The organism is Duganella sp. Root1480D1 (genome assembly GCF_001427305.1).
Classification (GTDB): domain Bacteria; phylum Pseudomonadota; class Gammaproteobacteria; order Burkholderiales; family Burkholderiaceae_D; genus Rugamonas.
In genome coordinates this window covers 365,415-388,917 of the sequence record NZ_LMFZ01000001.1, presented here as the reverse complement: position 1 = coordinate 388,917, position 23,503 = coordinate 365,415, and the positions used below count along the sequence as shown (strand labels likewise).

Here is a 23,503-nt window from a genome sequence, read left to right as displayed (position 1 = left end):
TTATTTGACGCGCTGCTTTTCTAGCTTGCGCGCCAGCGTGCGGCGGTGCATGCCAAGCCGGCGCGCGGCTTCGGAGATATTGAAGCCGGTCTCCGCCAGCACCTGGTGGATATGTTCCCATTCCAGCGTCTTGATGGAAGTCGACCGGTTGGTCAGCTCGACCTCGGCCACGCCGGCAACGTGCGAGAAGGCCGCTTCGATATCGTCGGTATTGGAAGGCTTGGCCAGGTACTGGCAGGCACCAAGCTTGACTGCTTCAACGGCGGTAACGATGCTGGCGAAGCCAGTCAGCACCACGATCAGCATTCCCGGCGAGTGAGTGTGCAAGGCCTGCACACAAGCCAGGCCGGAGGTGTTGCCTTCCAGCTTAAGGTCAACCACGGCGTGCGTTGGCGTGTGCTTTAACAGCAGGGCGTCGACTTCTTCCAGGTTACCCGCGCGCAGCACTGTATAGCCGCGCCGCTCGAACGAGCGCGAAAGGGTGCGGGCGAACGCCGGATCATCCTCCACGATCAACAGTAAACGCTCTGTAGTCATTGATTCTCCTATTCGAGAGCGATTGCCGACAACGGCAGGCGCAGCTCCACCAGTGCGCCTTGTTCCAGGTTGCGCGCTTCAACCGTGCCGCCGAGCGTGCGAATCACGTTCACCACCAGGAACAATCCCAGTCCGCTGCCTGGACGTCCTTTGCTCGACTGGTAAGGCTTGCCGAATTGCGCCAGCATCGACGGGGCGAAGCCGGGACCGCGGTCGCTGACCGCCAGCTTCAGCACTTCGCCATCGGCCGACGCTTCCAGCCGGACCCACTGCGGCGAGGCTTCCAGCGCGTTATCGAGCAGGTTGAAAATTGTCTGCTTGAGCGCGGACTCGAACACCACCGGCAGGTCGCTCGGCAACTGGTCGTCGTATTCGAACTCCACGACCGGGCGATTGCTGCGCCATTCTTCCAGCATTTCGTCAAGGAAGGAGCGCAGGGTGGTCTTGGCCGAGGATTCGCCGCGCAGTTCGCCCGCCGACAACAGGATGCCGGTGACGATGGTCTTGCAGCGCTGGAGCTGGGTCTGCATCTCCTCGATTTCTTCCTGCAGCGTTGCGTTCCCCGTGAATTCCGGCATGCGCCGCCAGTCGCCCAGCAGAACCGACATGGTCGCCATCGGCGTGCCCAGTTCATGGGCCGCGCCGGATGCCAGGAGGCCCATGCGCACGATGTGGTCTTCCTCGGCAGCGCGCTGGCGCAGGTCGGCCAGCCGCGCGTCGCGTTCGCGCAGGTTGCCCGTGATGCGCTTGATCAGGATCACCAGCAAGCCGGCGTTCAGCAGGAAGCAGATCAGCATGCCCTCCACATACAAGTGGGCAAAGGCGCTTTCATTTTCCAGCAGCAGTGGCAAGGGCTTGGAAAACATCGCCAGTCCGCCCAGGCAGGCGCCCGTGATGCCGACGATGGTCCAGGCGGCCCAGGCGTCGAGCAGCACTGCCGACAGGATCACCTGCAGCAGGTAGAGGAAAGCAAAGGGGTTGGTGGTGCCGCCACTGAAATGCAGTTGCGCCGTCAGGCTGGCCACGTCGACCAGCAGCGCCAGGAGCATTTCGTTATTGGTAACGATCGGGTTTTCGTGCCAGCGCAAATGGCTGCCGATGTTGAAGGCGATCAGGCAGGCCAGCACCGTCAGCATCTGCGGCATCGGCAGGTTCAGGCCAAGGCCGAGGGTCACGCCGGCGATGGTCGTGATCTGGCCCAGTACCGCAATCCAGCGCAGCCGGATCAGGTACAGCATGTTTTTGTGGCCGGTAGTGTCGCCGACGCCTGCCGCGAGGGACAAGGACATCATTGCGCCGGGTTCCGCCGTGTTTTCCGAGTGATTTGCCATGTTCGCCCGATGATCATCAACGCTAGAGCATACCAAGTCAATGCGTATACCAGGTGATTATCACGGAAAGCGATCACGGTAAGGCCGCCGACGGGCTGCCCGGCCTGCGGGGCAGGGCTGGCGTCGGCATCGATGAAGTAGGGGGCAACTTTTGCCAGGCCGCTTGCGGCAGCGATGGCTGGCACGTCGCGCGAATACCAGCGCTGGCTGGCGGGATCATTCTTGCGCAGCAGGTCGCCGTCTGCCTGGCTCATACGCAGCAGGCCGGACACTTCGGCCGCAGCCGTGCCGGAACCAGTGCTGGCCTTGCGGTCGGAAATGTAGCCGCGATTGATGAAGACGATGTCGCCTGAGGCGGTTTGCAGTGGCGTCATGACCCAGAAGCCAGGGCCAAGCTGGGTCGAGGCTTGCACCAGGGTGCTGCGATCGAGCAGCAAGGTGCCGGAAACCTGCACATGCCGGTATTCGGCATTGTCGGCGGTCAGGGAGGGCCAATCGGAAGGGGCAGGGGCGGAAACAGGGGCTGCGTGGGCGCGCTGGTTGACGCGCTCGATCAGCTCATGCTTCCACTGCATGCGAAACAGCTGCCAGGTTCCGAGCGCCAGAAATACTGCACAGGCGAGCGAAATCCCGGCGGCCCAAAACAGGCGCGCCCGCGGGGAGGCGGTGCGCGCTTCGTTCAAGGCATGTCGTGCATTTGCTGCACGGAGGAGCTGCCGGCCGGACCCATGGACGGCATCATGTTGTGGTTCAAGTGGTACATGACCCAGATCGAGCCGGTGAGCACGATGCCGACCAGGACGATGGTGAAGATCAGTGCCAGCAAGCTCCAGCCGCCTTCCGCACGGGAGTTCATGTGCAGGAAATAGATCATGTGAACCACGATCTGCACTGCTGCGAAGCCCAGGATGACAAAGGCGGTGGTGCTCGAGTCCTTGATCACGTGGCCCATGACGAGCCAGAACGGAATCGCGGTCAGGATCACCGACAGGATGAAGCCGATGGCGTAGCTTTTCAGGCTGCCGTGGTCATGGCTGTCGCCATGTGCGCCGTGGCCATGGCCGTGTTCGTGGTCGTGGTGTGCGCTCATGGCAGGACTCCCATCAGGTAGACAAAGGTAAAGACGCCGATCCAGATCACGTCCAGGAAGTGCCAGAACATCGACAGGCACATCAGGCGGCGGGTGTTGGCTTCGGTCAGGCCGTGGCGGTTCAGCTGGACCATCAGGGTGACCAGCCAGATGACGCCGAAGGTGACGTGCAGGCCGTGGGTGCCGACCAGCGCGAAGAACGAGGTCAGGAACGCGCTGCGCTGTGGGCCTGCGCCTTCGTGGATCAGGTGCACGAACTCGAACAGTTCCAGGCTGAGGAAGCCCAGGCCGAACAAGCCGGTGACAGCCAGCCACACCAGGGTGGTGCCCAGCTTGGCGCGCTGCGAAGCCAGCATCGCGAAGCCATAGGTGATCGACGACAGCAGCAGGAAGCTGGTGTTCAATGCTACCAGCGGCAGGTCGAACAGCTCGGCGCCGGATGGGCCGCCCGCGAAGTTGCGGCCCAGGACTGCGTAAGCGATGAACAGGACGGCGAAGATCAGGCAATCGCTCATCAGGTAGAGCCAGAAGCCCAGCAGGGTGCCGTTCTCCGGATGGTGTTCGCGGACGTGGAACGGCATGTCGTCCTGCGCGCCGTGCGCGCCTGCCTTGGCAGGATCAAGAACGAGTTCAGACATTGGCAGCCTCCAGGGTACGGGTGCGCTCGGCTTCGGTCACAACGACTTCTTCGGCCGGGATGTAGTAATCGCGCTTGTAGTTAAAGGTATGGATGATCGCGGCGCCCACGGTGGCCACCAGGCCGAGCGCAGCGAAGATCCACATCTGCCAGACCAGGGCGAAGCCGGTCGCGGCGCTCAGGCCGGCGATGACGAAACCGGCAGCGGTGTTCTTAGGCATGTGGATGGCTACGAAGTCGGTCACTGGACGCAGGTAGTTCTTGCGCTTCATGTCGGTCCAGGTGTCGTTGTCGTACACGCGCGGGGTGAACGCAAAGTTGTAGTCCGGAGGAGGGGACGAAGTCGACCACTCCAGGGTACGGCCATCCCATGGGTCGCCGGTCACGTCGCGCAGTGCATCGCGGCGACGGTAGGACACATAGAACTGCACCAGCATCGAACCGATGCCGCCGGCGATCAGCACGGCGCCGAGAGCGGCCACCTGGAACCAGATCTGCAGCGAAGGATCTTCGAAGTGGCTCATGCGGCGGGTCACGCCCATCAGGCCCAGTACGTACAGCGGCATGAAGGCGAGGTAGAAGCCGACCACCCAGCACCAGAACGAGACTTTGCCCCAGAACACATCCAGCTTGTAGCCGAAGGCTTTCGGGAACCAGTAGTTAATTGCAGCGAACACGCCGAACACCACGCCGCCGATGATCACGTTGTGGAAGTGAGCGATCAGGAACAGGGAGTTGTGCAGCACGAAGTCCGCAGGAGGAACAGCCAGCAGCACGCCGGTCATGCCGCCGATCACGAAGGTGATCATGAAGGCGATGGTCCACATCATCGGCAGTTCGAAGCGGATGCGGCCGCGGTACATGGTGAACAGCCAGTTGAAGATCTTGGCGCCGGTCGGGATCGAAATGATCATCGTCGTGATGCCGAAGAAGGAGTTCACGCTGGCGCCGGAGCCCATGGTGAAGAAGTGGTGCAGCCATACCAGGTAGGACAGGATGGTAATCACCACGGTTGCGTACACCATCGAGGTGTAGCCGAACAGGCGCTTGCCGGAGAAGGTCGACACGATTTCCGAGAACACGCCGAAGACCGGCAGCACCAGGATGTACACCTCAGGGTGGCCCCAGATCCAGATCAGGTTCACGTACAGCATGGAATCGCCGCCGAAATCGCTGGTGAAGAAGTGGGTGCCGAAGGTACGGTCCAGCGACAGCATGGCCAGCACGGCGGTCAGCACAGGGAAGGTCACCACGATCAGCACGTTGGTGCACAGCGAGGTCCAGGTGAAGACGGGCATCTTCATCAGCTTCATGCCCGGCGCGCGCATCTTGACGATGGTCGCGATCAGGTTGACGCCTGACAGGAGTGTCCCGACCCCCGCGACCTGCAAGGACCAGATGTAGTAATCCACGCCAACGTCAGGGCTGGCCAGGATGCCGGACAGCGGCGGGTAAGCCAGCCAGCCGGTTTTCGCGTATTCGCCGACGAACAGCGAGACCATGGTCAGGCCGCCGCCGAATGCGGTCATCCAGAAGGAGAAGTTGTTCAGGAACGGGAAGGCCACGTCGCGCGCACCGATCTGCAGCGGCACCACGTAGTTCATCAAGCCGGTCACGAAAGGCATCGCCACGAAGAAGATCATGATCACGCCGTGGGCGGTGAAGATCTGGTCGTAGTGGTGCGGAGGCAGGTAGCCCATGCTGTCGCCGAAAGCGACCGCTTGCTGCAGGCGCATCATCAGTGCGTCGGCGAAGCCGCGCAGCAGCATGACCAGGCCGAGCACCATGTACATGATGCCGATTTTCTTGTGGTCGATGCTGGTGACCCAGTCGCGCCACAGCGGGCCCCACAGGCGGTATTTGGTCATGGCGCCCATGACGGCCAGGCCGCCCAGCACCACCATGGTGAAGGTGGCGAGCAGAATCGGCTCATGGTACGGGATCGCTTCCAAGCTCAGCCGGCCCAGCAGCGGGTGGAGGGTGGTTTGGTTTTCCATATTCAGTTCTTGCGAGGAGTAGATACGAGGGCGACATCCTGCTTGGCTTCAGCGTAGGTATCGCTTGGCGTGCAGATGCGCGCTTCCATTTCCTTCTTGGCGGTCACGGCGCGCACGCGGGCTGCATCGTCAGCCATGGTCTGGCTGGCGCAGGTCGAACCAGGTTCGACGCAGCGGTTGATGATGGCCGTGTACAGCTCGTTTTCAACCGTGGCGTAACGGCGCACAGGTTCGCGCTCGCGTGGCTTTTCAAGGGCCAGGTAGTCGGCACGGTCCAGGGCGCCGCCGCCGGCTTTGGTCTTGGCGACCCAGGCCTCGAAGTCGGCGGTGGACATGCCGTGGTACTTGAAGCGCATGTGCGAGAAGCCGGCGCCGCTATAGTTGGCGGAGAAGCCTTCATAGGTACCTGGCTTGTTCAGCACCGCGTTCAGGGTGGTGTCCATGCCCGGCATGGCGTAGATCTGGCCGGCCAACGCTGGGATGTAGAACGAGTTCATCACGGTCGACGCGGTGATCTTGAAGCGGATCGGGGTGTCGATCGGGGTCACCAGTTCGTTAACGGTGGCGATGCCCTGCTCCGGGTAGATGAACAGCCATTTCCAGTCCATGGCCACCACTTGCACCACCAGCGGCTTGTGGCCGGCTGCCAGCGGACGTTTTTCGTCGATGCGGCTCAGTGGACGGTAAGGGTCCAGCAGGTGGGTGCTGATCCAGGTCAGCAGGCCGAGCACGATGATGATCATCAGCGGGGCGCCCCAGATCACCAGTTCGAGCTGGGTCGAGTGGTCCCAATCCGGGGTGTATTTGGCGTTGGTGTTGCCTTTTCGGTAACGCCAAGCGAACAGTACAGTCAGTGCGATCACCGGTACGATGATCAGCAACATCAGCAGTGTCGAGATGGTCACCAGGTGCGCCTGTTGCGAGGCAACGTCACCGGCGGGGTTCATAACGATCGTATTGCAGCCTGTAAGGCAGACGGCTGCGAGGAGGAGAAGTAATATAGGCATGCGCAAGAAACAATGTCCTAAGTCAAGAATCTTTCTATTTTGAGGGGTCTGGACAAGGCGCGAAATTGGACATATTGTCCTACCAGCAGGTTAGATAACAGTAATAAACACCGGTGATATCTCTCAACCGGTGAGAAACAGGAGACTGAACCATGCAGAGTATGTCCGCACCAGCCCACGGTATTCCGATGCGGCCATCCGATTCGAGCGACCAGCACATTGCTCCCGGCGAAATTGCCGTGGGCGTGGTGATTGGCCGGGCTTCCGAATATTTCGACTTTTTTGTGTATGCCATTGCCTCCGTCCTGGTGTTCCCGGCGGTGTTTTTCCCGTTTGCCTCGCGGCTGGATGGGATGCTGTACTCCTTTGTGATTTTCTCGTTTGCCTTTTTGGCAAGGCCGCTGGGCACGGCGACCTTCATGGCCATCCAGTTGCGGTTCGGGCGTGAAGCCAAGCTGACGGCGGCGCTATTCCTGCTGGGCGCTTCGACTGCCGGCATGGCCTTCCTGCCGACTTATGGCCAGGGCGGCCTGGGCGCGCTGGCCTTGCTGGCCATGCTGCGTTTCGGGCAGGGCATTGCGCTGGGCGGCTCGTGGGATGGCTTGCCGTCGCTGCTGGCACTGAATGCGCCTCAAGAAAAGCGCGGCTGGTACGCCATGCTGGGCCAGCTCGGCGCGCCGACCGGCTTCATCATCGCGGCGGGCCTGTTCTCCTTCTTGCTGTCGAGCCTGTCGTCGGAAGATTTCCTCGACTGGGGCTGGCGTTATCCGTTTTATGTAGCCTTCGCGATCAATGTGGTGGCCCTGTTTGCGCGCCTGCGCCTGGTGTCCACCAATGAATATGCGCGCCTGCTGGAAGAACGCGAGCTGCAGCCGACCGATATTGGCGAATTATTCAAATCGCAAGGCCGCAACGTCGTGATCGGCGCGCTGGCTGCGTTGGCCAGCTATGCGCTGTTCCACCTGGTGACGGTATTCCCGCTGTCCTGGATTACGCTGTATTCGGAGCGCTCGGTCAGCGAGTTCCTGGTGATCCAGATAGCCGGCGCTGTGATTGCTGCGGCCTGTATCGTGGCCTCGGGCTGGATTGCCGACCGAATCGGCCGCCGTCGCACGCTGGGCTCGCTGGCAGTGCTGATCGGCGTGTTCAGCGGCTTCGTCCCGTTGCTGATGCAGGGTGGCGACGCAGGGCAGACCATCTTCATCCTGCTCGGCTTCGCGCTGCTGGGCCTGTCCTACGGCCAGGCTGCCGGCGCCGTGACTGCCAATTTCGAGTCCCGTTTCCGCTATAGCGGCGCGGCGCTGACCTCGGACCTGGCCTGGCTGGTGGGGGCCGCCTTCGCCCCGTTGGTCGCCTTAGGTCTGTCGGCCCACTTCGGCCTGGCCTACGTCAGCCTGTACCTGCTGTCTGGCGCCGCCGGTTCGCTCGCCGCTCTCAGCCTGAACCGCGCCCTTGAAATCAAGGACTAAATAAATGGGGACGTACCCCATTTATTTATGGGGGCGTCCCCGTTTGCCTGGGGTAACCCGGCGGCCAAGGGTGCTTGCCAGTTCCTCTGTCGAGATCGTTTCGCCAAGTGCGTAATTCCCATTTGTTGCGCGGCGAATGTTGTCGGTAGTGATTTGATCATCTTTGGAGGCGAGGAAATTGCGATAGGCTGAGCGCTGATCGGCTTCGGTGCTGCCCAGCGACTGATAGATCTCATGGGGAGTGATGCATGGATTGAATATTCCTTCCGCATTTGCGCTGTAGCTGGACCAGGGGTAATCGCGAGGGTGGCCTACCATTCCTGCCCGCACCGGATTAAGTTCGATGTAGCGCATGCACGTGAGGAAGTAACTCTGGTCAAATATCAGGCATGACTTGAACCGGCCTTCCCAAAGCGTGCCGGTCCAATTGCGCTTTCTGTTGATATGTGCCACATAGCGTTGATTAAGCGTCTTCATCAGAAGGGCAAGACTTCCAATGTCATGTGGCGTCAGCGCCAGGTGAACGTGGTTCGTCATCAGCACATATGAATGGATATCGCACGCCGATTCCTTTGCAAAGCGCATCATCCAGCGCAGGTAGTACTGGAAATCGTCGTCGCAAAAGAAGCAGGCATTACGGTTGTGCCCGCGCTGAATCAAATGGACGGGAACATCGGGAACGACGAGTCGAGCATGGCGAGGCATTCGCCAATTTTGGCTCAAAAGTGCCAGCCGCCTTTGATATAAGCCAATGTTGCTAGTTAAATGGGGTACGTCCCCATTTTTTAGCGGAAAAAGCCCCGCTCTTCTTTTTCGAGGTCGGGGCCGCTCATGGTTTCGCGCACAACGCCCTGGCGGTCCACCATGATGTGCATCATGGAGTCCCACACGCCGGATTCCTTGTAGCGGTAGCTCCAGACAGTCAGGTCGCGTAACGGCAGGTAGGTGCGGTCGTCTGGCGGGCCGTACAAGCGCAACAGGTCGGCCTGGGTGGTCACCCCGAGCTGAACCGGCCGGAAGCTGTCGTTGCCGCGCTGCCAAGAGGGCGGGGCGACGGCGCAAGCAGTCAGCAATAGTGATAATAAAGCAACTCGAACAATGGTTTTCATGGCTGATCGTGTGTGGCGGTAGCTTTCGACCCCTATTCCGGTTATACTCCCGTGTCTGGCCATCCGGCCGGATCTTTATATTAAATGTAATTCACGATGTTCCGGGTTCCAAAGACTCAGTGCATCGCATGTGAAAGGTAAGAAAATGACCGTTGAAAACATCAACAAGTCGGCCATCATCGCCGACAACGCTCGTGGCCAAAACGACACCGGCTCCCCAGAAGTGCAAGTTGCTCTGCTGACCGCACGTATCAACGAACTGAACGGCCACTTCAAGGCACACTCCAAGGATCACCACTCCCGCCGTGGCCTGATCATGATGGTTAACCGTCGTAAGTCCCTGCTGGCTTACCTGAAGAATAAAGACGCAACCCGTTACCGCGACCTGATCGCTAAACTCGGCCTGCGTAAGTAATTCTTGCGTTACCAGGTTTAAACGAGAAATGCCTGCGCCAGCTCGCTGCCGCAGGCATTTTGACTTTTTAAACCGTTAGTTTTATTGCAGTAAGGCGGCCACTGGCCGTCCGTGGTGAGGTGCTACGACAGCTCCTGAAAATCTGTCGGCTAAAGAGAAAGAGGGATAAACCCATGTTTAACAAAGTAACGAAGACCTTCCAGTACGGCCAACACACCGTAACGCTGGAAACCGGCGAAATCGCTCGCCAGGCATCCGGCGCGGTAATGGTATCGATGGATGACACCGTCGTACTGGCAACCGTGGTGGCGCGTAAAGACGCAAAACCAGGCCAGGACTTCTTCCCACTGACCGTCGACTACCTCGAAAAGACCTACGCAGCGGGCAAGATCCCTGGTGGCTTCTTCAAGCGTGAAGGCCGTCCTTCTGAAAAAGAAACCCTGACTTCCCGCCTGATCGACCGTCCAATCCGTCCTCTGTTCCCAGAGGGCTACATGAACGAAGTCCAGGTGATCGTGCACGTGCTGTCCGTGAACCCTGAGATCGATCCGGACATCGCTTCCATGATCGGCGCATCTGCCGCCCTGTGCGTATCCGGCGTGCCCTTCAACGGCCCAATCGGTGCTGCACGCGTCGGCTACAAAAACGGCCAGTACATCCTGAACCCAACCGCCTCCGAGCTCAAAGACTCCCAGATGGATCTGGTGGTTGCCGGTACCGAATCGGCCGTGCTGATGGTGGAATCCGAAGCGCAGCAGCTGTCCGAAGAAGTCATGCTGGGCGCCGTTGTGTACGGCCACGAGCAGATGAAGGCTGTCATCGACGCAATCCACGAACTGGTACGCGACGGCGGCAAGCCTGAGCAAGTGTGGACCGCACCTGCCAAGAACGAAGCCCTGATCGGCCGCGTTGCCCACTTCGCTGAGGCGAAGATCAACGCTGCTTACCAGACCAAAGACAAGCAAGCCCGCACCGACAAGCTGCGCGCCATGTCCGCAGAAGTGATGGCTGACCTGGCTGCCGAAGCTGCCGCCCACGGCGCTGACGCTCCTGACTCGGTTGAAGTCGGCAATATCCTGTTCGATATGGAAGCCAAAGTTGTGCGCTCCCAGATCCTGCAAGGCGAGCCACGTATCGACGGCCGCGACACCAAGACCGTGCGTCCGATCTCGATCCGTTCTTCCGTGCTGCCACGTACCCACGGTTCCGCCCTGTTCACCCGCGGCGAAACGCAGGCACTGGTTGTAGCGACCCTGGGCACTGCTCGTGATTCGCAGAAGATCGACGCTCTGATGGGCGAGTACACCGATGACTTCATGCTGCACTACAACATGCCACCGTTCGCCACCGGCGAAACCGGCCGTGTTGGTACGCCTAAGCGCCGCGAAATCGGCCACGGCCGCCTGGCCAAGCGTGCACTGATCGCCGCACTGCCTGCACCGGAAGACTTCTCGTACTCCGTGCGCCTGGTTTCGGAAATCACCGAATCCAACGGCTCCTCGTCGATGGCTTCCGTCTGCGGCGGCTGCCTGGCACTGATGGACGCCGGCGTGCCGATGAAAGCACACGTTGCCGGTATCGCCATGGGCCTGATCAAGGAAGGCGGCCGCTTCGCCGTTCTGTCAGACATCCTGGGCGACGAAGACCACCTGGGCGACATGGACTTCAAGGTAGCAGGTACCGCCAACGGCATTACCGCGCTGCAGATGGACATCAAGATCCAGGGCATCACCAAGGAAATCATGCAGGTTGCACTGGCTCAGGCTAAAGAAGGCCGCCAGCACATCCTGGGTGAAATGCAGAAGGCCATGCCGACTGTGAAGACCGAGCTGTCCGACTTCGCTCCACGCCTGATCACCATCAAGATCAATCCGGAGAAGATCCGTGACGTGATCGGCAAGGGCGGCGCCGTGATCCGCGCGCTGACCGAAGAAACCGGCACCCAGATCGACATCAGCGATGACGGCATCGTCACCATCGCTTCCGTCGATGCAGCTGCTGGCCAGGAAGCCAAGCGCCGTATCGAAGAACTGACCGCTTCCGTGGAAGTGGGCAAGACTTACGACGGTACCGTCCTGAAGCTGCTGGACTTCGGCGCCATCGTCCAGGTCATGCCTGGCAAAGACGGCCTGCTGCACATCTCGCAGATCGCCAACGAGCGTGTGAACGCTGTTGCCGACTACCTGAAAGAAGGCCAGCAAGTGCGTGTGAAGGTTCTGGAGACCGACGAGCGCGGCCGCCTGAAACTGTCGATGAAAGCTGCTGCTGAAGAAGCTGCTGCCGCCGCACAGTAATCAGCCAAGACTCAAGAAAACCGCCAGTGCCGAAAGGCCCTGGCGGTTTTTTTATCGCGATGATGGCCGCTCCTGGACAAACGTATTCAGGCGCACGCGAAATGGCGATGTCATCGAAGGTGAATGGGCCGACGATACTCAGGGCAGCCCGGGTGGATAGGTGGAAGTCCCGCGAGGAGATTGGCGGCGGTGAGTATTGGAGAGTCTTCGATAGCTTTTGCAAGTTAAGATGCTGCAAACTCTCCACTGAACAAACTTATGCAACTCGCAGGACTAATCTTTTGGCTCGCAGGCTTCCTCCTCATTGGGAAGATAATCAATTTCCTTTTCAAGCGCCCGGTGTTCAATCCCTGGGCATGGTTCGGTGGAACCTACGTCGTCTTGTATGTTCTGGGTATCCTGGCCGGCGCAGTCAATGGCAACCCCAACCTCGCATATCTGGCCGGTTACCAGTTGCCGCTGGTGATAGTGGCTGCTTCACTCGGCATCTGGCGCGCACCCAAGTGGCGCGAAGCAGAAGATCGCAAGCAATCAGAACAAAACGCCTGAAGGCATACGGTCCATGGACACCCTGGTCGCTTGCGTAAAGCGAATGCTGGAGGCAGGGCAGACCTTGCCATTCTCGGTGTATTCGTCGGTCAAGGAGCAGAAGATCGTCAACGTGCCGATCATCAAGCCGATGTTGATCTGCGTGCTCGATGGCCGCAAGAAGCTTGGTAGCCTGGGCGAGATCGATTGCCCCACTGGCAGCTTCGTCATCCTGTCGAACCATCCCAGCATCACGATGCGGAATATTCCTGGCGATACCGAATACCTGGCCCTGATCGTCGAATTCGACTACGACGACTTCAACTGCCTGCCGCCAAAGCAGGCCCGGACTGCGCCATTCGTCCAGGGCGAGATAGGCGCTGCGTTCGAGAAAACCTTGCAGCAGTTTGTCGAATGGTCTGCGTTTGCGCCGCCGTCCATGTGGGCTATTCGCCGTCAAGAGATCCTGCAGCTTCTCTATCACCTGGGCCACGAGCAGGTAAGTGCGGTTATCGAACCGCCCAGCCTTAGCCATAAGCTGTATGCCATCATCAGCGCTGATATTGCCAACGACGTGAATGCAGATATGCTTGCGTCGCAACTGGCGGTCAGCGAATCGACACTGCGGCGAAAACTTGCGGCAGAAGGAACTACGCTGCAGGCGATCAAGGACAGGGCACGGCTGGGTTTTGGGCTGCACCTGGTGCAAACGACCTTCGATCCGATTGGGCGCGTGGCTGAAAGGTGCGGCTACCAGTCCCAATCACGCTTCACGGACAAGTTCAAGCAGTTCTTCGGCCTCACCCCAAGCGAACTTCGCAAGACGAGGACCAAGGAGGAATGAGGCGCATAATGCCTCCTGGCTGATCCACACTGGGGAGGGCGTCATGAAGGCAGAAGATTTGCGCGCAGTGCAGGTGCCGCTGAAGGAGCGCTACAAAGCAGACCCGGAAGCTGCAATGATCACACTTCAAGCGCAAGGCCGCGCGGGAGATGGCGTCAGTTGCAAGATCGAGACCGGAAAGGGTTTGGTTGTCGCGGGCCTTCATCCGGCCACTGGCGGCACCGGACTTCAGGCTTGTTCGGGCGATATGCTGTTGGAGGCCCTGGTGGCTTGCGCTGGCGTTACGCTCAATGCCGTGGCTACCGCGCTGGGTATTGCCTTGCGCGAGGCAGTCGTGAGGGCGGACGGGGACCTGGACTTCAGAGGTACCCTGGGCGTCTCCAAGGAGGTGCCAGTGGGCTTCCAGGCAATTCGCCTGCATTTTTTGCTGGATACCGATGCCGACGACGAGCAACTGGCGACACTGCTGCGGCTAACTGAGCGCTACTGTGTTGTATTCCAAACGCTGGCAAAAGGCCCAAGCATTTCGGCCAGCACTTCGCGAATGAGCGGTTAAGGCGAAAGGTTGGCTGGATTTGGCCTAAACGGATTCGGCACCGCTTAATACCATATGCGCTCTCAATCACAGGAGCACATATGCGATACCTCATCCTGGCAGCACTGCTGGCCTCCAACTCTGCGCTGGCAGGCTCGCTCACGCTGGCGAGCACCGATATCGCCAACGGCAAATCCATGTCCAAGACCCAGGAGTTCCAGGGCTTCGGCTGCAGCGGCGGAAATCAGTCCCCGCAACTGTCGTGGAGCGGCGCCCCGAAAGGCACGGCGGCATTCGCCATCATGGTTCATGACCCTGATGCACCGACAGGCAGCGGCTGGTGGCACTGGCAGCTCGTGAACATCCCGAAAGAGGTGACGTCCTTGGCGGCGGGAGCTGCCGCGCCAACCGGCAGCCAAGCGATGAACAACGACTACGGCGCCAAGGGTTTCGGTGGCGCCTGCCCGCCGCAGAAGCATGGAGTGCACCGCTACCAGTTCACTGTGTATGCACTGTCGCAAAAACTCGAACTGCCGGAGAATGCATCGGGCGCGTTGACCGGGTATATGGTCAAAGCCCACGCGCTCGACTCAAGCACCATTGAAGCCCTGTATCAGCGCGACTAGTCGGTGTGCAGCCTGCCCCGGCCTTATTCCAGCCTGACCACCGCACCGGACCGAATAGTGTTGTGAACTTCAGCCACCGCATCGGTATGACGCAGCAAATCCGTGATCACATCGTCGGAAGCGGATGACGTAATGCGAGCGTTGTAGCTGATGTTGGTGGCTGACAGCCCTGGGCCAGGGAAGTCGGCGCTGGCTTCAACGAAAACAGCATCGACCGGAACCTGAAGCCGCTCGGCCTCGCGGTATATATCGTTGCAATAGCATGTGGCCAAGGCCAGCATCAGGAATTCGCCACCGTTGACGCCCGAACCCTTGCCGGAGCTTTTGGCCGGTACTGGAAGGGCTTGCGACACGCCATTGGTTGTGACGGTAGTCTCATGCGCCTTGGGCGAATTTCGGACTGTAGCGGTAATTTTCATGGGACGGCTCCTGCCGACAGGGGTCTTCATTCTACGCCCGACGTCATCAAGCTGAAATAATCGCTGCGTAGCATCGGGCACGGACTGGCTTTCAGGAGGCGCCGTGTTCTTCATTCGTTATAGCTGGACTTTGCCGCTCAAGGCGCAGATCGCGATCGCTATTGCATTGCTCGCGTTTCTGGCCTCGCTACATGGCTCGGGCAAGCGGGCAAAGGACTTCGCAACGGTGCATCACAATCTCTGCATGCAGCAGAATGGATCGAGCGCAATCAAGGCCTGTTCGATGCGAACGACCCAGCTAGCCTCCCAAATGCACGGCACGGAATTCGGCGACCAGGTCGCAGCGGCATTGCGCTGAAAGTAGGGCGCCAGGCTTGCCTGAAGTGGGTTGTTTGCGGCAAACTGCAGGGATTGCCAATTACATAACCGAGCGGGCACGCGCCGTATCGGGTTTCGCCACATCTCCGCTCAATGAGCTACGACCTGCATATCACCAAAGCGACCGACTGGCCGCAAAGCTCCCTGCTGCCGATTACTGAGAACGAGTGGCAGGACGCGGTGGCAAACGATGGCCAACTGCGCCTGGAAACGACCCTGATCGCCGTGAACCCGAAAACTGGCGAATCGATCCAGATCAACAATCCGTTGATGGCTTCCTGGACTGACCCTGCGTCAGGCGAAAAGCACTTCTTTTACTATTCGTGTGGAGAGGTCACGGTCAATAATCCCAGCGAGAGTGCAATCCAGAAGATGAAATCGGTGGCGTCGGCGCTCGCGGCCCGCGTGCAGGGTGATGAAGGCGAATGGTACTGATGAATCTTGAAGGTTAGGAATCGAATGCGTCGCCTGCTGCTTACATTAATCCTGTCTCTTGTCTCAAGCCTTTGCTCGGCACATTCATGTCCGCGCGACCTTACGCTTGGCAAGCAGTTTAGCGAGTCAAAAAGGGTCTTCCTGGCTTACGTTGTTGAGACAAGGCTGGAAGAAGCGCTGCAAAGAACGTTGATCGCGAAACACACCGGCGACCGGTCCGGCGAAGAAGCGATGAAGCTGGTGTCGGCAGGGTACAGGGTTGTTGAGGACTTCAAGGGCGATAAGAGTTACACGCCCAGGCTCTTGGACTTGCTTGGAATTGGTACAGGCTACGTTGGACTGACGCCTGGCGTGTACTACCTGGTCTTTCTCGCGAATGTCTCCTCTGACGAAGTGAAGGGCTTCCGCAGCGTCGACGCGTGCGCAGTCCCAGTTTCGCATTACAGGTTGGATGTTCCGGAATTCCAAAGCCGTCTCGACGAAGTTCGTGCGCTTTCCAGAGAAAGGAAATGATTTTGAAGTTGCAGAACAAAACTGAGCGCAAAATTGACGGATCTGAAGAGTTTGGGCCAGACGGCTGGAAGAAGCTTCGTCTCGAAACACCTCGCATGAAACTAAATGCCATCTGGCGTGATGGTGAGCCGCCATTGATGTTTGGCGTTGAAGGAGAGCTCGATCATACCTGGATCGAGGGCTTTGCAAAGTCGTTACAACAGATCGATGCCGGGCAATTAGTCGGAAGGGCGAGTGCACTTCCTGATCATTGGCCGTTCGAATGCTGCGGCTTCGTAATAGGGAAAGATCGAAAGTTGCTGCGTGGGATTGAAGACGACGATGCCTTTGTCCAGGCGATTCCCATGTTTTGGTGTGAACTGCGCCCTGACAATACCTTGCCGCCACTCGACGCGTTTCGTAGCTGGACCAACATTTTCGATATGCGCCGCTCGCCACAACCCTGGTTCGAGTATCGGATGAAGGGCGGGAAGTCTGGCCTGAACGTCGCGAAATGGCGTCCGGAGCGCTACTCGACACTGCAGGGGTTTGTTCGTATTCTGAGCGCAGAAGATTCGTCGTGGCTGGAGATAAAAAACCGCCATGGCGAGATACTTAGGCTGCCGGACCAGGAAGGATGGAGTGGCGCGGAGCAGCGAGTTGACAGTCATCTCCAGTCCGCAGGGCAGGGTACGCCGGAACCTGGCAACATTGGAAGGTAATACGAGGTTCTTATGGACATTGAAGCATTTGCTGGGATCACCCAAAACATCATCCGTGACAACGGATTTGACGATTTCATTCCTGTCGCCTGTTTTCCCGAGCGTCGTGAGATTCGCGGACTCGAAGGAAAGGCACCTGGCGCGGATATTGAGAAGGAGGCGCTCGACTGGGCCACTTCCCTGGCCGAACAATTGGAAGAATTCCTTGTTGCGTTTAAGGTTTCGGACTCTCAGTTCAAAATAGTCCGCCACCTGCACGGTGCATTGGAGAGCGCGATTTTTTCAGTGCAAGCAGCAACAGCGAACGACCTCCAGAGTGAGGTGCAGCGAATGGCCGACCTGGCCCTCGATAATCTGCAAGAACGCGCCGGAGGGGCTTTGGACTATTCGCCCGAGAGCCTGGACGTTGTGGAAGAAATCCTTGCCGAAGCATCCCAGCACTTCTCCGAAATGCCTGACGAACAGATTCGTGGGCTTGTCCAGCAAGTCGGTTGCTACATCCTCGAAGTCGCATACAAGAAGTTTGGTGGCCAGTACCTTTGGCACGACGATCAAGATGCGCCCGTCCTGGTGGTCGGCGAGCCCGACAAACATGTGGCCATCGTCACTTGGGGCAAGGTAAATGGCCGCCTGGCCGGAGACCCGGGGGACAACATCGCATACTTCTTCGAGGGCTTCGCAGAACGGGCCGCACTCGCGCCTGCTGGTACCAAGGCGCTATACGTATAAAGGCGCGAATGCCATCGCCTGGATTCGCCGTGAAATTGAAACTTGGTGCCCGAGCATTGTTCGGTTGCTTTGCTTTGGCGTTAGCCATTACCGGCTTCTTCATTTGGGCTAAGGCGGAGTATGGCCAACCGGAGCCTGTAGCCGTGGCAAAGACCTTCTTATTCAGATTGCGAAATGGCGACTTTGAAAGTGCATTTGAGCTGACAACCAAGAGCGGCTATGTCGGCAAGACCCCCGCAGATCTGCGGAAGTTCACCCAGCGCCACACCTGCTTGAGTGGTCGATTTGTCGGGAGCTTTCCGCCACAGACGAATGGAAACCGGCTGCGCAGGTTGATCCGTGGACAAAGCTTGGATATGGACGAGGTGCACCTGGAGTTTGAGGGGGCTTGCTTACTGGGCGTTAGATTGCGTCGAATATCGGGCAACAGGTGGCTAGTCTACTATTTTGCGAGTCATGCTGGATAATTGCGCATTGGAGAATTCTTATTGAGCTAGTGGCATTTATCGAATTGTCGCCACGTCAATGATGGATGGTGCCGGTGAGTCATCCTGCACGTTGCGCGTGATGTCCACCGACGGGAATGCCAGACTTGAAGAAAGTTTGCTTTATGGTACAGAGGTACTACACGAGTTAAAGCGGCTGCCGGGGTTCGATCTCGACGCTTGATCAAAATCCGATGCGCCCGACGACTCGATAAGTTGGTCGCTGAGGTCAAAGAAAACGGTAGTGCTTACGAGACCGATTCCTTAACTCGAAATGCTGGACGGGAGCTTTGGCAGACTTCTGCGATTGACCGGCATCGGCCAGCTCGCAAGGTCGGCTAGTACACTTCAAGAATAACAAACAAACGATTCAAAGCATGCTTATTTCTGCGTCATTCATACTCGTCCTGATCGCATCCGGTTCCATTGCCTTTGGACTGCGTTACCTGTTTGCGCAGGAGTACATGTCGTATCACGCCGAACTCACAGGCCTCACATGGACTGAGATCCCGGCACGATACCAGGCAGTGATCCTTGGAATGCTCAAAATGGTGGGCGCGGGCATGCTTGCTTTCGGCGTGGCCGTGATCTGGTTTGTATTTCCGCTTTACCTTGGCGAGCGGTGGCCCATTTGGGCGATCTTCTCGGTCGTGAGCGTTCATGGATTAATCTCGGTCTATGTCACGCTCATTTTGCGGCGGGTGAATCCGAGCGCAAAGACCAATGTGGCTTCGGCATTCGGGGGCGTTGTTCTTTCATTTGGTGCGCTTGCGCTGGCCTATGCTGCGCAGGCGTAAAGTGAAAACATGAATTCGACCTCACGCGGCCCAGATGTACCTGCCTGCTTAACGCCGGCGCCAGGCCTTCGACAGGATTGTCGCGCGTGATGTTTCATCGGTCCAGGCATCGGAGTTGCTTGCCCTGCTCGAGGATATTTGGCAAGGCGGCGCTTCAGGTTGGAGTCAAGTTTCTTGACATGACCGAATTCGATGACCTTGAGCAGGAAGTGCCTTCTGCATCAGAGTGACTTGATCTGGGAATACGACGTGCACCTCCCGGAGGTTTTCGCGGCCTGCGGCCTCTCGGCAACACGGGATGAACTTAAAAAAATGACGCTTGCCGAATGCCCTTGTCCCTCGTGAAAGAACGATCCATCGGCTCAATCGCCGTCGGTGATATTTGGAGAGTTTTTACTTGCATCGCGCAAGCTATGATGTCCACGGTCTGGCCCACGCAAGGCGCCAACGTTTCAACGATGTAAGGGCTGGCATAGGCGGCCCTTTTTTTCTTCTATGATCAAAGAACAACACGCAACAAACGTGGACCTTGGCGGGCTGCTGTCCGTCCTCGGCAAGCATCTCTATTCGACGCCGCTGGTTGCGGTGCGCGAACTTATCCAGAATGCCCACGACTCCATCACGCGCCGCCGCATCGAATGCCCGGATTGGCAGGAAACCGGAAAGCTGCAGCTCGATGGCGACAAGCTCAATGGGGTGCTGCGGATTACGGACAATGGCTCCGGCCTGTCGGAGCATGAAATCCACGCGTTTCTTGCAACCGTTGGCGCGGGTTACACGCGTACCCTGCGCACGCAGAGCGACGCCTTGATCGGCATGTTCGGCCTTGGCTTCCTGTCGGCCTTCGTCGTTGCGGAGCAAGTGACAGTCATTACGACTTCTTATCAGGAGCCAGCCCGCACCTGGCGCTACCAATCCAGCAATGGCGAGTCTTATACGGTGGAGCCGGTGCCCAACGACGGCGTGATCGGCACCTGCATAGAACTGAAGCTGCGTCCAGCACATCGCTACCTGGCCAGTGCATCGAGCCTGGAGCGTCTGCTGGGGCACTATTGCGCCTTGCTGCCGGAACCGGTGTATTGCGGTGAAGTCCGCATCAACGAAATCACCCCGCCGTGGCGCCAGGCGGAGGGCAATGTAGTGGAGCATCCGCTGCAGCAGCGCAAGCGCAGCCTGGCGTTTGCCGCCCGCTTCGAGCAGCAATTCGAGCCCATTTGCACAATTCCAGTGAAGACCTCCACCAGCGATGTGCGTGGCATCCTCTGGATACAGGACGGTGCAACGTACAGCAGCAGCGACAACCGCAACCTGAAGGTGTTCGTGCGTGGCATGCTGCTCGACGATGACGCGCGCGACCTGTTGCCGCGCTGGGCCGGTTTCGTTGGCGGTGTCATCGAGTCGCAGGACCTGACGCCAACGGCCAGCCGCGAAGACCTGCAGCGCGATGCCCATTACGGATGCGCGCAGGCTGACCTGCTCGATTCGCTGGTAAAGGGACTGGCGGAAATCGCGGCCAGCCAGCCGGCAGCATGGCGCCGGATCCTGAACCGCCACAATGAGGCGCTGATGGCGGCGGCACTTTGCAACGATGACCTGTTCGACTTGTTGCTGGACGCCGTGCGCATTCCAACTTCACGCGGCGACCTGTCCTTGTCGGAGCTGCAGGGACATGGCCCAATCCACGTCAGCCTGGGCGATAGTGGCGGCTTCGAAGACATGGTGTGCCGGGCCATGCATATTCCGGTGGTGAAAGGAGAGCGCTATGCCGTGCACAGCTTCCTGCGCCGCTGGGCACAGCAGCGCGGCGGCAAGCTGATTGAAATCGGTACCGAAAAAGGAAATCGGCAGCTGTTTGCGGAAGCCGAGCTCTCGGAAATGCACAGCGAATGGCTGAAACAGCATTTGGGCAATGGCGAACTGCTGGTTCCCGCGCGTTTCATGCCGGCGCACCTGCCGTTGGTAGTCGTCCCCGATCGGGATGCGGAATTGAAGGAAAGACTGGAATCGGATGAATCGGACCAGCGCATCGCCCATTCGGCGTTGCAGCTGGTGCGCCAGTTCACAAGCAATATCAATGGCGAGATCAAGGCACGGCTTTACATCAACCTCGAAAATCCTGCCATCGCCAGCCTGCTGGATGCCTACCGAGAGCAAGGCGAGACGGCCGGCTGCCTGCATGCGTTGACGCTGCTGCGCTCAATGAAGATCGTCATGATGGCTGGCGATACCAGCAAGCTGCCTGCTGCAGAAGGGTTGACCGGCGCCTTGCGCGACCTCAGCCAGCTTGTGCAGGTACTGACCCGGTCCGCCGCAACACCTGATTAACAAGGAATCAAATGGACATCTGGAAGTGGGTCTTCGACACGCACCGCGACCTTGAGGAGGCCGGCAACTACCGCCTGGCGGAGCTGATTAACGAGATCCCGACCAACGCAAGCCGCGGGCGGCTGGAACTTGCGCAAGCAGCGCTACCGGAAGCGCTGGCCGCGGCAAGGGCGGCACGCCTGCCATGGCTGGAAGTGTATTTCCGCCACTGGACGATCAATCCTCGCGTCTGCACGCGACGGGAAGGCGAGGCGGCGCTGAAAGACACGGTATCGCTGTTCGAGTTCGCCCACCGGCCGGAAACCATCAACTGTCCGCAAAGCGTCTGTACCACGCAGGACATCGCTTGCTGCTATGCGAATGTGGACGGTGCAGGCTATGCGAACGAACGCATCTCGGTGTGCAAGGAAACGCTTGCCCGCATTGATAGTAGCTGGGGGTGCTTCCGTTGCATCAGCAGCGAAATGATGAACGCGCTGGTGGACGCTGCCAAGCCTGAGGAAGCCTTGGCATTCGCAGACCAGCAGTTACCTTTGCTGCAGGAGACCGGGGCAGACCAAAGCGTCGACTGGTTCGAGCCGCTGGCGCAAGCACAATTTGCGGCGGGCCGGTTCGAAACATCGCTCGCAACGCTGGACTACATCGAAGAGCAGGGCTTTGACAGCGATAACCCGCCCAAGCATTACGCACGCTCCTGCATGCGCTTCCGGTTGCTTGCGCTTCTCGGCCGCTCGGAGGAAGCATGGGCGATGATGCCGCCGGAAGAGAAAGGGCGGGAGTTTGGAGAATGCCTGGACTTGTCGGCTGGCCTCGAAGTGCTGCTGCAGTCGGCACCTGGGCGCAATGACTACCAGGTTGGCCGCCGTACCGCGGCAGCAGTGCGCCGCTACAGCGACTCCGGCTCGCATCGTCTTACCCTGGATGCGCTGGTGCCTCATGTGCGCTTGGCGGTCGCTCGTGGGGCACGCTGGTCTGCGATACAAATGCTTGAACTGGCACGTCCCCATCTGGCAAAGTTGAAGCAGCCATTGGGCGCTCCGGAGGCCTTTGCGGAACTGGAGGCAATGGTGGCGGCGCTGCCGCCGGTGCGCGAATTGCCGGTGCCGGCGGGGGAGTTGGCGGAGTACATCCAGCAGGGAGAGGATCGCGACGCCGAGCAGGACCTTGAGTTGCTGTTGGCTGGCGTCGCCAGCCTGCCATCGGATGCAGGCCTGGCAGTGCTCGCGTCGCGTGCCATGCGTGCCTGCGGCGGGACAGATGCGGCCCGCGCTCACCTGTGGAGCTTCCTGCGTGCCAATGTGCCTGCCGATGCGGTGGTCGAAGAGCTGGAATCGGTACTGGGCGAGGCGCGCGATGAAGCTGGTATTCAAGCCTTGGCAGGTGTGATTCGTGTTTCTGATCCAATCAGGGCTTATCTGTGCCTGGCCCGGTTTGCGCTCTTGACCGAGCGCTGGAACGAAGTTGGGAGGCACGCCAAACCGCTTCTGGAACTGGAGCCGGACAACGTGGAGGCGCGCTCCTTGTGGTCGTTTGCCGCCATGCGCGAGGGTGACTATGAACAAGTGCTTACGTTGCTCGATCAATTGATCGCGGAAGGGATCGCGCCCGGCAACGGCCATTGGGAGGCCATCGTTGCGGCGAGCGCATTAGGTCGCTGGGACCGCGTTCGTGCGTTGGGCGCGGCACTGGGAATGGAGTTCGAAGCAGGCGAAGGTCCAATCGAGGAAAAGTGGGGCGTCGTGCGAGTGCAATATGAAGACGACGGCGAAGTGAACGAGCGTTATGCTCATCGCACCGGGCCAGTAACGGCGCGCATTGTTTCGCTGTCGGGTTCGCGGCGGCGCCAGACGATCGGCCAGTTGGTCGTATTCCATCCGCAGCCGTTAGAGGACGTGCCGGGAGATGAGGCGGAGGCGAGCCAGTTCGTGCAACTGTACAAGGTGGTCAAGGTCCTTGAGCAAAGCAGGTTTGGCACGAGCTACCTGGTCGATGGCATCCATCCTGGGGAGGGGGTATTGAATACCCTCACCGGGGAGCTTGCGGCGCGCGGCTGGAAGTGGGTCGTCCATAGTGAAAAGGACTATCAGGTCTTCGATACGCAAACGGAAATCCAGCACCCGGGCGTCTACTTCCTCGTTGCGGCTCCGGTCGATACCGCCGCCGCAGCGATCGACGAAACGCTGCGCGAACTGACCGCCGGCTTTGATCATCCGATGTGTTGGACGGGCCTGGCCGAGGACGCAGGTTCGAACGTCAGCTACCATGAGGCGCTGATGGAACGCTATGAATTGTAAGGAACCTT

26 protein-coding genes are annotated in these 23,503 nt (G+C 59.2%); 16 read left to right on the top strand and 10 right to left on the bottom strand.

The features are described from left to right. From ASD58_RS02020 to cyoA, 7 genes are read right to left on the bottom strand one after another with little or no spacing between them, the layout of a single operon-like run. Nucleotides 1-537 carry a response regulator transcription factor gene (locus tag ASD58_RS02020; RefSeq protein ID WP_057259423.1) on the bottom strand — a complete coding sequence of 179 codons (537 nt, stop codon included), beginning with the start codon at nucleotides 535-537 and terminating at the stop codon, nucleotides 1-3. An 8-nt stretch (nucleotides 538-545) separates the two neighbouring features. Further along, nucleotides 546-1,829 (bottom strand): ATP-binding protein, encoded by a 1,284-nt coding sequence (locus ASD58_RS02015; protein WP_229209867.1) that lies wholly within the window; start codon nucleotides 1,827-1,829, stop codon nucleotides 546-548. Further along, nucleotides 1,826-2,551, bottom strand: coding sequence for an SURF1 family protein (locus tag ASD58_RS02010; RefSeq protein WP_057259421.1), 726 nt, complete (start codon nucleotides 2,549-2,551; stop codon nucleotides 1,826-1,828). The genes ASD58_RS02015 and ASD58_RS02010 overlap by 4 nt, the downstream gene beginning before the upstream one ends. Further along, on the bottom strand, nucleotides 2,548-2,958 hold the full coding sequence (gene cyoD, locus ASD58_RS02005; RefSeq protein ID WP_057259420.1) for a cytochrome o ubiquinol oxidase subunit IV: 411 nt from the start codon (nucleotides 2,956-2,958) through the stop codon (nucleotides 2,548-2,550). Before cyoD ends, ASD58_RS02010 begins: the two co-directional genes overlap by 4 nt. After that, on the bottom strand, nucleotides 2,955-3,539 hold the full coding sequence (gene cyoC / locus ASD58_RS02000; RefSeq protein WP_156401136.1) for a cytochrome o ubiquinol oxidase subunit III: 585 nt from the start codon (nucleotides 3,537-3,539) through the stop codon (nucleotides 2,955-2,957). Before cyoC ends, cyoD begins: the two co-directional genes overlap by 4 nt. Nucleotides 3,540-3,588: 49 nt before the next feature. Next, nucleotides 3,589-5,592 carry a cytochrome o ubiquinol oxidase subunit I gene (gene cyoB, locus ASD58_RS01995; RefSeq protein WP_057259418.1) on the bottom strand — a complete coding sequence of 668 codons (2,004 nt, stop codon included), beginning with the start codon at nucleotides 5,590-5,592 and terminating at the stop codon, nucleotides 3,589-3,591. A gap of 2 nt (nucleotides 5,593-5,594) precedes the next feature. After that, a complete protein-coding gene (cyoA, locus tag ASD58_RS01990) occupies nucleotides 5,595-6,539 on the bottom strand; it encodes a ubiquinol oxidase subunit II (protein WP_229209866.1) in 945 nt (314 codons plus the stop codon). A 221-nt stretch (nucleotides 6,540-6,760) separates the two neighbouring features. On the opposite strand from cyoA, the gene ASD58_RS01985 reads away from it, so the two are divergent. Continuing rightward, entirely contained in the window at nucleotides 6,761-8,068 is a 1,308-nt protein-coding gene (locus ASD58_RS01985; RefSeq protein WP_057259416.1) for an MFS transporter, read from the top strand. A gap of 21 nt (nucleotides 8,069-8,089) precedes the next feature. Here the strand turns inward: ASD58_RS01985 and ASD58_RS01980 are convergent, their stop codons facing one another. Together ASD58_RS01980 and ASD58_RS01975 are read right to left on the bottom strand one after the other, a co-directional pair. Continuing rightward, nucleotides 8,090-8,773: a transposase gene (locus ASD58_RS01980; protein WP_057259415.1), complete on the bottom strand. Its 684-nt coding sequence runs from the start codon at nucleotides 8,771-8,773 to the stop codon at nucleotides 8,090-8,092. An 80-nt stretch (nucleotides 8,774-8,853) separates the two neighbouring features. Continuing rightward, complete coding sequence (locus ASD58_RS01975; protein ID WP_156401110.1) at nucleotides 8,854-9,177, bottom strand: hypothetical protein; 324 nt, start codon at nucleotides 9,175-9,177, stop codon at nucleotides 8,854-8,856. A 145-nt stretch (nucleotides 9,178-9,322) separates the two neighbouring features. On the opposite strand from ASD58_RS01975, the gene rpsO reads away from it, so the two are divergent. The 6 genes from rpsO to ASD58_RS01945 all read left to right on the top strand — a co-directional run bounded on the left by rpsO (nucleotide 9,323) and on the right by ASD58_RS01945 (nucleotide 14,419). Continuing rightward, a complete protein-coding gene (gene rpsO, locus ASD58_RS01970) occupies nucleotides 9,323-9,592 on the top strand; it encodes a 30S ribosomal protein S15 (protein ID WP_028104326.1) in 270 nt (89 codons plus the stop codon). 173 nt (nucleotides 9,593-9,765) lie between these two features. Beyond that, nucleotides 9,766-11,886, top strand: a complete 2,121-nt coding sequence (pnp, locus tag ASD58_RS01965; protein WP_057259413.1) for a polyribonucleotide nucleotidyltransferase — start codon at nucleotides 9,766-9,768, stop codon at nucleotides 11,884-11,886. A gap of 258 nt (nucleotides 11,887-12,144) precedes the next feature. Beyond that, complete coding sequence (locus ASD58_RS01960; RefSeq protein ID WP_057259412.1) at nucleotides 12,145-12,435, top strand: hypothetical protein; 291 nt, start codon at nucleotides 12,145-12,147, stop codon at nucleotides 12,433-12,435. 13 nt (nucleotides 12,436-12,448) lie between these two features. Continuing rightward, nucleotides 12,449-13,258: a helix-turn-helix transcriptional regulator gene (locus ASD58_RS01955; RefSeq protein WP_057259411.1), complete on the top strand. Its 810-nt coding sequence runs from the start codon at nucleotides 12,449-12,451 to the stop codon at nucleotides 13,256-13,258. A 43-nt stretch (nucleotides 13,259-13,301) separates the two neighbouring features. Further along, nucleotides 13,302-13,814 (top strand): OsmC family protein, encoded by a 513-nt coding sequence (locus ASD58_RS01950; RefSeq protein ID WP_057259410.1) that lies wholly within the window; start codon nucleotides 13,302-13,304, stop codon nucleotides 13,812-13,814. Between the two features lie 80 nt (nucleotides 13,815-13,894). Further along, nucleotides 13,895-14,419 (top strand): YbhB/YbcL family Raf kinase inhibitor-like protein, encoded by a 525-nt coding sequence (locus ASD58_RS01945; RefSeq protein ID WP_057259409.1) that lies wholly within the window; start codon nucleotides 13,895-13,897, stop codon nucleotides 14,417-14,419. Between the two features lie 23 nt (nucleotides 14,420-14,442). Here ASD58_RS01945 and ASD58_RS01940 read toward each other — a convergent pair whose 3' ends face one another. Then, nucleotides 14,443-14,838, bottom strand: coding sequence for an OsmC family protein (locus ASD58_RS01940; protein ID WP_057259408.1), 396 nt, complete (start codon nucleotides 14,836-14,838; stop codon nucleotides 14,443-14,445). A gap of 103 nt (nucleotides 14,839-14,941) precedes the next feature. Between ASD58_RS01940 and ASD58_RS01935 the strand changes: the two genes are divergently transcribed. The 9 genes from ASD58_RS01935 to ASD58_RS01895 all read left to right on the top strand — a co-directional run bounded on the left by ASD58_RS01935 (nucleotide 14,942) and on the right by ASD58_RS01895 (nucleotide 23,495). Further along, nucleotides 14,942-15,196, top strand: coding sequence for a hypothetical protein (locus ASD58_RS01935; protein WP_057259407.1), 255 nt, complete (start codon nucleotides 14,942-14,944; stop codon nucleotides 15,194-15,196). A 113-nt stretch (nucleotides 15,197-15,309) separates the two neighbouring features. Beyond that, nucleotides 15,310-15,651: a hypothetical protein gene (locus ASD58_RS01930; protein ID WP_057259406.1), complete on the top strand. Its 342-nt coding sequence runs from the start codon at nucleotides 15,310-15,312 to the stop codon at nucleotides 15,649-15,651. Between the two features lie 24 nt (nucleotides 15,652-15,675). After that, entirely contained in the window at nucleotides 15,676-16,164 is a 489-nt protein-coding gene (locus ASD58_RS01925; protein ID WP_057259405.1) for a hypothetical protein, read from the top strand. After that, nucleotides 16,161-16,865, top strand: coding sequence for a hypothetical protein (locus ASD58_RS01920; RefSeq protein WP_156401109.1), 705 nt, complete (start codon nucleotides 16,161-16,163; stop codon nucleotides 16,863-16,865). The genes ASD58_RS01925 and ASD58_RS01920 overlap by 4 nt, the downstream gene beginning before the upstream one ends. Before the next feature lie 12 nt (nucleotides 16,866-16,877). Then, a complete protein-coding gene (locus ASD58_RS01915; protein WP_057259403.1) occupies nucleotides 16,878-17,594 on the top strand; it encodes a hypothetical protein in 717 nt (238 codons plus the stop codon). Between the two features lie 29 nt (nucleotides 17,595-17,623). Then, entirely contained in the window at nucleotides 17,624-18,061 is a 438-nt protein-coding gene (locus tag ASD58_RS01910) for a hypothetical protein (RefSeq protein ID WP_156401108.1), read from the top strand. A gap of 395 nt (nucleotides 18,062-18,456) precedes the next feature. Next, a complete protein-coding gene (locus tag ASD58_RS01905; RefSeq protein ID WP_057259401.1) occupies nucleotides 18,457-18,876 on the top strand; it encodes a hypothetical protein in 420 nt (139 codons plus the stop codon). Nucleotides 18,877-19,371: 495 nt separating this feature from the next. Further along, nucleotides 19,372-21,201, top strand: coding sequence for an ATP-binding protein (locus ASD58_RS01900; protein ID WP_057259400.1), 1,830 nt, complete (start codon nucleotides 19,372-19,374; stop codon nucleotides 21,199-21,201). Nucleotides 21,202-21,212: 11 nt separating this feature from the next. Next, nucleotides 21,213-23,495 carry a hypothetical protein gene (locus ASD58_RS01895; RefSeq protein WP_057259399.1) on the top strand — a complete coding sequence of 761 codons (2,283 nt, stop codon included), beginning with the start codon at nucleotides 21,213-21,215 and terminating at the stop codon, nucleotides 23,493-23,495. Nucleotides 23,496-23,503: the final 8 nt, after the last annotated feature.

What these genes read in the sequence shown, in the direction of transcription:
- cyoA (WP_229209866.1), bottom strand. Translation starts at nt 6,539, where the DNA reads ATGAACCCCGCCGGTGACGTTGCCTCGCAACAGGCGCACCTGGTGACC.
- ASD58_RS01915 (WP_057259403.1), top strand. Translation starts at nt 16,878, where the DNA reads ATGGACATTGAAGCATTTGCTGGGATCACCCAAAACATCATCCGTGAC.
- cyoC (WP_156401136.1), bottom strand. Translation starts at nt 3,539, where the DNA reads ATGCCGTTCCACGTCCGCGAACACCATCCGGAGAACGGCACCCTGCTG.
- ASD58_RS01905 (WP_057259401.1), top strand. Translation starts at nt 18,457, where the DNA reads ATGCTTATTTCTGCGTCATTCATACTCGTCCTGATCGCATCCGGTTCC.
- ASD58_RS01985 (WP_057259416.1), top strand. Translation starts at nt 6,761, where the DNA reads ATGTCCGCACCAGCCCACGGTATTCCGATGCGGCCATCCGATTCGAGC.
- ASD58_RS01950 (WP_057259410.1), top strand. Translation starts at nt 13,302, where the DNA reads ATGAAGGCAGAAGATTTGCGCGCAGTGCAGGTGCCGCTGAAGGAGCGC.
- ASD58_RS01975 (WP_156401110.1), bottom strand. Translation starts at nt 9,177, where the DNA reads ATGAAAACCATTGTTCGAGTTGCTTTATTATCACTATTGCTGACTGCT.
- ASD58_RS01945 (WP_057259409.1), top strand. Translation starts at nt 13,895, where the DNA reads ATGCGATACCTCATCCTGGCAGCACTGCTGGCCTCCAACTCTGCGCTG.
- ASD58_RS01960 (WP_057259412.1), top strand. Translation starts at nt 12,145, where the DNA reads ATGCAACTCGCAGGACTAATCTTTTGGCTCGCAGGCTTCCTCCTCATT.
- ASD58_RS01925 (WP_057259405.1), top strand. Translation starts at nt 15,676, where the DNA reads ATGCGTCGCCTGCTGCTTACATTAATCCTGTCTCTTGTCTCAAGCCTT.
- ASD58_RS01900 (WP_057259400.1), top strand. Translation starts at nt 19,372, where the DNA reads ATGATCAAAGAACAACACGCAACAAACGTGGACCTTGGCGGGCTGCTG.
- ASD58_RS02020 (WP_057259423.1), bottom strand. Translation starts at nt 537, where the DNA reads ATGACTACAGAGCGTTTACTGTTGATCGTGGAGGATGATCCGGCGTTC.
- ASD58_RS01980 (WP_057259415.1), bottom strand. Translation starts at nt 8,773, where the DNA reads ATGCCTCGCCATGCTCGACTCGTCGTTCCCGATGTTCCCGTCCATTTG.
- cyoD (WP_057259420.1), bottom strand. Translation starts at nt 2,958, where the DNA reads ATGAGCGCACACCACGACCACGAACACGGCCATGGCCACGGCGCACAT.
- ASD58_RS01895 (WP_057259399.1), top strand. Translation starts at nt 21,213, where the DNA reads ATGGACATCTGGAAGTGGGTCTTCGACACGCACCGCGACCTTGAGGAG.
- pnp (WP_057259413.1), top strand. Translation starts at nt 9,766, where the DNA reads ATGTTTAACAAAGTAACGAAGACCTTCCAGTACGGCCAACACACCGTA.
- rpsO (WP_028104326.1), top strand. Translation starts at nt 9,323, where the DNA reads ATGACCGTTGAAAACATCAACAAGTCGGCCATCATCGCCGACAACGCT.
- ASD58_RS01940 (WP_057259408.1), bottom strand. Translation starts at nt 14,838, where the DNA reads ATGAAAATTACCGCTACAGTCCGAAATTCGCCCAAGGCGCATGAGACT.
- ASD58_RS01955 (WP_057259411.1), top strand. Translation starts at nt 12,449, where the DNA reads ATGGACACCCTGGTCGCTTGCGTAAAGCGAATGCTGGAGGCAGGGCAG.
- cyoB (WP_057259418.1), bottom strand. Translation starts at nt 5,592, where the DNA reads ATGGAAAACCAAACCACCCTCCACCCGCTGCTGGGCCGGCTGAGCTTG.
- ASD58_RS01930 (WP_057259406.1), top strand. Translation starts at nt 15,310, where the DNA reads ATGAGCTACGACCTGCATATCACCAAAGCGACCGACTGGCCGCAAAGC.
- ASD58_RS02015 (WP_229209867.1), bottom strand. Translation starts at nt 1,829, where the DNA reads ATGATGTCCTTGTCCCTCGCGGCAGGCGTCGGCGACACTACCGGCCAC.
- ASD58_RS01920 (WP_156401109.1), top strand. Translation starts at nt 16,161, where the DNA reads ATGATTTTGAAGTTGCAGAACAAAACTGAGCGCAAAATTGACGGATCT.